The following is a 5,456-nucleotide window of genomic DNA, read 5'->3' on the forward strand; positions in this document are numbered from 1 at the left end:
CGCAGCTCGCCCGCGCGGCCGGCATCCACCTCGTGATCGCCACCCAGCGGCCCTCGGTCGACGTGGTCACCGGCCTGATCAAGGCAAACGTCCCCTCGAGGCTGGCGTTCGCCACCGCCAGCGTCGCCGACTCACGAGTCATCTTGGACAAGCCCGGCGCCGACAAGCTCCTGGGTCAGGGAGATGCGCTGTTCCTGCCGATCGGGGCCACCGGCGCGTACCGAATCCAGACGCCTTACGTGTCCGATGTGGAAATCAGCAACGTGGTCAACCACGTCAGGAGCCAGAGCTTCGACTCCGTCGCGGTGCTGGCCGAGCTCACATCCCACCGATACTCCTCCGCTGATCCGACACACGACCAAGACACCGACCTGCTCGTGGAGGCCGCCGAGATCGTCGTCGCCACTCAAGTGGGCTCCATTGCGATGCTGCAGCGAAAACTCAAGATCGGCTACGCGAAGGCCGGCCGGCTCATGGAAGGGCTCGAGAGCCGCAATGTCGTAGGTCCTAGCGAGGGGACCAAGCCGCGCGCCGTCCTGAAAACTCCAGACAGCCTGCCAGAACTGATCGCCGCGATTCGCGACCAGGCCTCGCCTCCCAGCAGCGACTAGACGATCATGCCCGCCGGCGAGCGCGCGGTGGGAGGTACCCGCTCTCCGCAGTGCCTTCCCTCGCGTCTCAACCGCCCAGAACCACAGCCTGGCCTCGAAAAGGCTGGACTGGGGCCGCATTAGAACCCTCACGACCAGGCACTTTCTCGCAGTTTCACCTTCCATCACCTCACCTTGCCTCGTGCGGTGACATCCCCATGGCCACAAGGAGTCCTCATGCCCACGCCCAGCAACCTTGCCGAGACCGCGCAACAGCTCAGAGCGTGCCTCTCAGGGGAACGCAGCGACGAAGAGTTCGCTTTCGTGGACGCCCTCATCCGGCACTTTGAACTCATTCATGAGCGCCCGATGCAAGTCGAGCCGTGGCTTTGGCAAAGTGCGATGGAACTGGCCGAGGCCGCCCGCCGCCTCGCAACGCAAGCCACCCCGAGGCCCCACCGGCCATCCTCTGAACCCGCCAGGTGATCCGCGGCCCCATCACCGAGTCCCTGTACAGCAGGAAACACCTTTCCTATCGGCACCTGCCAGCAGATCTGTCCGCCGACAACGCCAACACGACCGCCAACCCCAAACCGGATCACACCATGTCCGAACCCACGACTGCGGAACGACCTCCTCATCGCCGACCCGTCCTATCGCCGTCTGGCCCTTCACAGTGCGCGCTGGGATCCGCCGGAGATCCGCTACGTGCCAACCCCACCCCTGATGAGGACCATTCAATGATTCACAAGCTCAACGCAGCCGCTTCTGATCATCGGGACCATGCGAGGCGACGACGCCCGTGGAGCGCCACCAGGGACCGCAGCATGCGAGCCCACCGCCGGCGCCGCCTCTTCGGCGCGGTCACCGACGGCACCCAGACAATGCCTACTTACCCGCATGATCAGGTACCTGCCGGCCTTGCCACTCGCCGCCAACTCCGAGACCTCCACAAGCGGCCAGGAGCTCAACCCGTGGCTCTCATCGCCTGGCCTTCGCGACGCACAGCGAACGTCAAGGGCCTTTCACGTGGCATTCAGGTTGCTTACCTGTACCGCACCGCCACAGCTGTGCCAGAGCCGCTTCCACGCGCGCCACGGTCGCTCCAACCCTCGCCCCTGGCGAAAGGCCGTCGGTGACAACCACCTCCCACGACAGTTCGAGATCGTGCACGGATGAGGCAACAAACCTCCTCGGCGACGTGTTCGCCGCCATCCTCTATGCCGCGGCCGACGGCGGCGGCATAGACACCGACCGGTTCACCTCGTGACCCGGTCAGCCCAGCGTGCTCCAGGCCGCAACCCTTATCAAACAACGATCGCTGCGAACGACTGATCACCTCGCGGACGATGCGAGAGGACGACACCATGTCCGCCTACCGCCAATGGGGGAGTGGTGGCATCCCCGCTCAACCCTGAGCGCTCGCATCGATGCCATGCCGGACACCGCTGCTAACCAGCCGGAACGTCCGCCCGTTGGCGCAGGTTCAGCCTGCTAGAAGGTGGCCCGCTCTACCGTCCGGGCCCGGCTCGGCTATGGCACCGCGAGGTCGTTGCCGACCGCCTCCTCTACCCTCGCCGCACTTCCAGTTCTGACCGCGCACCGGTCGCACACTCCAAACCATGACGAAGGGACCCATCCCGTGAGTAACTCACCCGACCCTCATGCCGCTGACCTGGCAGCACGCGCCCTCCGCTCCGCCCTGGCGGGACGCGACGACGAACTGGCGGCGACCGTGACCCAGTTGCTCAGCAACGCCACGCACGTCCAAGACGCCGTCATGCTGTGGGTCAACACCCTAGGCGCTCAGTCAAGTAGCGAGCCGAGCCGACTGCTGCCTCCCGAGACGTCCGCCCTTGCCAGATATTCCAGCGGTGCACACCAGCCCGCTGCGTCCTCCATTCAGTGGGCGATAGAGATCATCAGCGCCCAAACCAGCGGCGATCGACAGCGGCTGGAGGAACTGCTCGCTACCCTGCATCGCCACGAGCCCGATGCGGCGCCGGGCCGGCTAACGGCCTTGGTGACGCTGCTGGCATCCAGCATGCGACAAGTCTGGTCGACCTTCGCAGCCGTTGACCGCGCCGGGGCAATTGCCGCGCGCTCGGTGGTCGTAGAAGCAGAACTGGCCGTAGCGGGCCTGTGCCCGGTGAGCATCGTCCACGGCGACCCCGAGACCGAACAGGACGCTCAGGCCATCTATCGGACCTTGCCAGACCTCGCCCGCTCATGCGGCAGCTTGTACTCCCGTGGTGGTGGCAACGATTACTCCGTCTTCGTTTTCACCGGAGACGACGCCGCCGCGGCGGCCGAGCGGTTCATGGCCGCCGCCCGGGAACATGCTCGCTCGTGGTGGCGGATCACTCCCACCGCCGGTCCGGTAGGGAGATGACTTGCTCGACCGCCTCCCCAGACTTTCGACCATCAGGAGTTTCCCTCAGCCGATGCACCACATCACGCCCTTGCCGTGGCTCATGATGCGTAGGCGCGCCGCTGCCGCCCAGCCGCCAACCTTCGAGGCAGGCCCCGAGCATGACCTGCCATAACGATCAACCGCTTGGAGCGGGGATGAGCGCACACCCCAGGGCGGGCAAACGCCCTGGCGAAGTCGACTGGGAACACGTCTCCAAGACGCCCCTGTTGCGACTGCATGGCGCGCTCATCCTGGGCATCGTTGACCCGATCCTCATGACCTCACCTATGCGCGAGGAGGAGGGGGCCTGGGTGAGAGCGCACGCCTGGACGCGTGGGATCCGCGCGGTGGACGACGTGTATCCGTACGGGTTCTGGCGCTGGTGCTCGTGTCAAAGTGGCACCTGCTGGAACTGCCTGTCGAAGCGATGCGACCTGTGCGTTCACCGTCAGGCCCCGCCGAAGGTCGATAGCGACGCGGGAGCGATCACCGACCGTAAGGGTTACGTCGTCGCCCTCATCATCCATCGACCGGAGCAGCGGCCGTGTCGGTGGGTCTGCAAGTGTCCTCACCGCGGCGGCGTTGCCCCGGTCGTGCAGGGCCGCCGTCGCGCGCTCGTGCCGATCACGCCCCGTCAGGATGCGCTTTTCGATATGACGAACCAACGCCGTCCAAAGATGCCGCACTGATCACAAGTTGCCGAAACACGGGGCGGTGCAACGCTTCGTCGTTGTTGGACTAGGAAGTGACCGCACCCCTCGGCGACTCAAGCGACCGGCATCGCCAGTTGGTGCGAGCTCTCCGACAAGAGCGCGGTCGCTGTGATGACAAGGCGGGGCGTCGGTTGCTTCGGTCACTTAGAGGCTGACATACCTGGTCGGTGCACGATCCGATGAGTGGCTGCCCGAGTGCTGCGTACCCCTGCCGGGGCAGGCTAGGACGAGCGACCGACGTTCGTTTAGGTCGTTCCCCTCGAGTCGCCCCGCGGAGCCGTAGGTCAACCGCATAACGGGGCGTCCAGCAGTGACCCAAGCGAACCCGATATCTAACCCGCTTGGTAGGGACCTGAACGCCGAGGCTGCAGCAGATGCAATGCCGCTCGTTCTACTTGACATAAGATCCGTTATCGAGCAGCCCGGAAGAGGGGCAAGCACTGGTATCGACGCGATGTCAGTACTACAGCCACTCTGAGCTGTCATGCAGGATGAGTTGGCCATCCTGATCCAGCGATGCGCGTTCCGCCAGCTGTACCAGCAAGCCCTGCGGAGTCATCCCTTTCGTACCGGCGATACGCCATAGGTTGTCGACTGCGTGGGCTGGCAGCCGGATCGTAATTCCACAGGGCCGCTCACATTAACTCCTTTGCGCCCCAAGATCAGTGAACCTCAACACGCCTCAGCTTAGGGGTGCAGCCATGTCTTATGGGTGAGACCTCGCGAAGAACAAGCCGTGGTCGGTGCATAACTCCCGATATCAGATAGAACTCTCATTCAGTTTTGGTATGAGATGAGAAGCTGGCACTTCCCCTCACCTGTAAGCGCGCAGACCATCCACACTGGGCGCGCCAGGACGACCGTCACATGCGCCACGCCTAGACCCGAGGCCGGCGCACCCGCAACTGCCATAGCCGCGTGCTACCCCCTTGCCGAACGCACCCTCACACGATCACGCTGGATTCGTTGATGGACTGGGACATATCTGCCTGGCCGTGCGCATGACACCGTCACACCCCACGCCACGATCGGCCGTGCCCTGTCCGCTGATCTTCAGCCCGCGACCAACCAGCCGAGGCGGCCTGTGGACCAACGTGAGACCCGGTCAACAAACTCCCCGGGAAGGAGCGCGCGTCCCCGTACACGGAGCACCAATGCTCCCGCGGCGACGGCTCTTCCCGACGATCTTCCGCCCTCGCGCGTATCCTGGCCACTCACATCCGTGGTGAACACGCGCCAGGAAGGCCTCCAAGCTGCAGAAGCGCTGCGCCAGAACAGCCTGGACCTGCGCAAACTGTCCGCCCGCTATGTCCTGTACCTGGTGCGTGACTTCTTCGGCGCCGGATGGAGCGCTGCCGACGTATTGCACGCCATCGATCACCTGCCCGACGGCCGGCCCTGGCCCTTCGCGGGCATGGCTCGGCATGTGCCCGGCTGGACCCGTCACCGGCTGAAAGCCTGGCGCGCCGCCGACGGGTCGGTGCTTGCTTCCAAGAGCCAGCAGATCGAAGCTGACCGCCAACGGCTACGTGCCGAGCAGGAAGCGATGCGCCAGCAGTGGCAGGACATGCGCCGCCACAGCCTGGGCTGGAGCCCCGATCTGGAGCAAGGTCTTCCCTCACAACCTGTCAACCCAGTACAGAAAACGGCAGATCCCCCAACAGGCTGATCCCCGCACCAAAGGTTGCCGCCTTGACCACCCCCGAAGTGACCACATGCGCCACCACAAGCCAACGCCAG

At 64.8% G+C, this 5,456-nt stretch carries 6 protein-coding genes; all 6 read left to right on the forward strand.

Annotation, left to right across the window (positions count from 1 at the left end; genetic code table 11):
- On the forward strand, positions 1-611 hold a 611-nt coding region (locus AB0J09_RS54940; RefSeq protein ID WP_360710289.1), incomplete at its 5' end, for a DNA translocase FtsK.
- 216 nt (positions 612-827) lie between these two features.
- Complete coding sequence (locus AB0J09_RS54945) at positions 828-1,076, forward strand: hypothetical protein (protein ID WP_360710291.1); 249 nt, start codon at positions 828-830, stop codon at positions 1,074-1,076.
- Positions 1,077-1,725: 649 nt separating this feature from the next.
- Positions 1,726-1,860, forward strand: a complete 135-nt coding sequence (locus tag AB0J09_RS54950) for a hypothetical protein (protein WP_360710293.1) — start codon at positions 1,726-1,728, stop codon at positions 1,858-1,860.
- Positions 1,861-2,232: 372 nt separating this feature from the next.
- On the forward strand, positions 2,233-2,982 hold the full coding sequence (locus AB0J09_RS54955) for a hypothetical protein (RefSeq protein ID WP_360710295.1): 750 nt from the start codon (positions 2,233-2,235) through the stop codon (positions 2,980-2,982).
- A gap of 176 nt (positions 2,983-3,158) precedes the next feature.
- Complete coding sequence (locus AB0J09_RS54960) at positions 3,159-3,692, forward strand: DUF6248 family natural product biosynthesis protein (protein WP_360710297.1); 534 nt, start codon at positions 3,159-3,161, stop codon at positions 3,690-3,692.
- 1,246 nt (positions 3,693-4,938) lie between these two features.
- Entirely contained in the window at positions 4,939-5,385 is a 447-nt protein-coding gene (locus tag AB0J09_RS54965; protein ID WP_360710298.1) for a hypothetical protein, read from the forward strand.
- The last annotated feature ends 71 nt before the right edge of the window (positions 5,386-5,456 follow it).

The organism is Nonomuraea sp. NPDC049784 (assembly GCF_040659615.1).
GTDB lineage: Bacteria > Actinomycetota > Actinomycetes > Streptosporangiales > Streptosporangiaceae > Nonomuraea.

Excerpts from the sequence above, each read along its gene's own strand:
- AB0J09_RS54960 (WP_360710297.1), top strand. The coding sequence starts at position 3,159 with ATGAGCGCACACCCCAGGGCGGGCAAACGCCCTGGCGAAGTCGACTGG.
- AB0J09_RS54945 (WP_360710291.1), top strand. The coding sequence starts at position 828 with ATGCCCACGCCCAGCAACCTTGCCGAGACCGCGCAACAGCTCAGAGCG.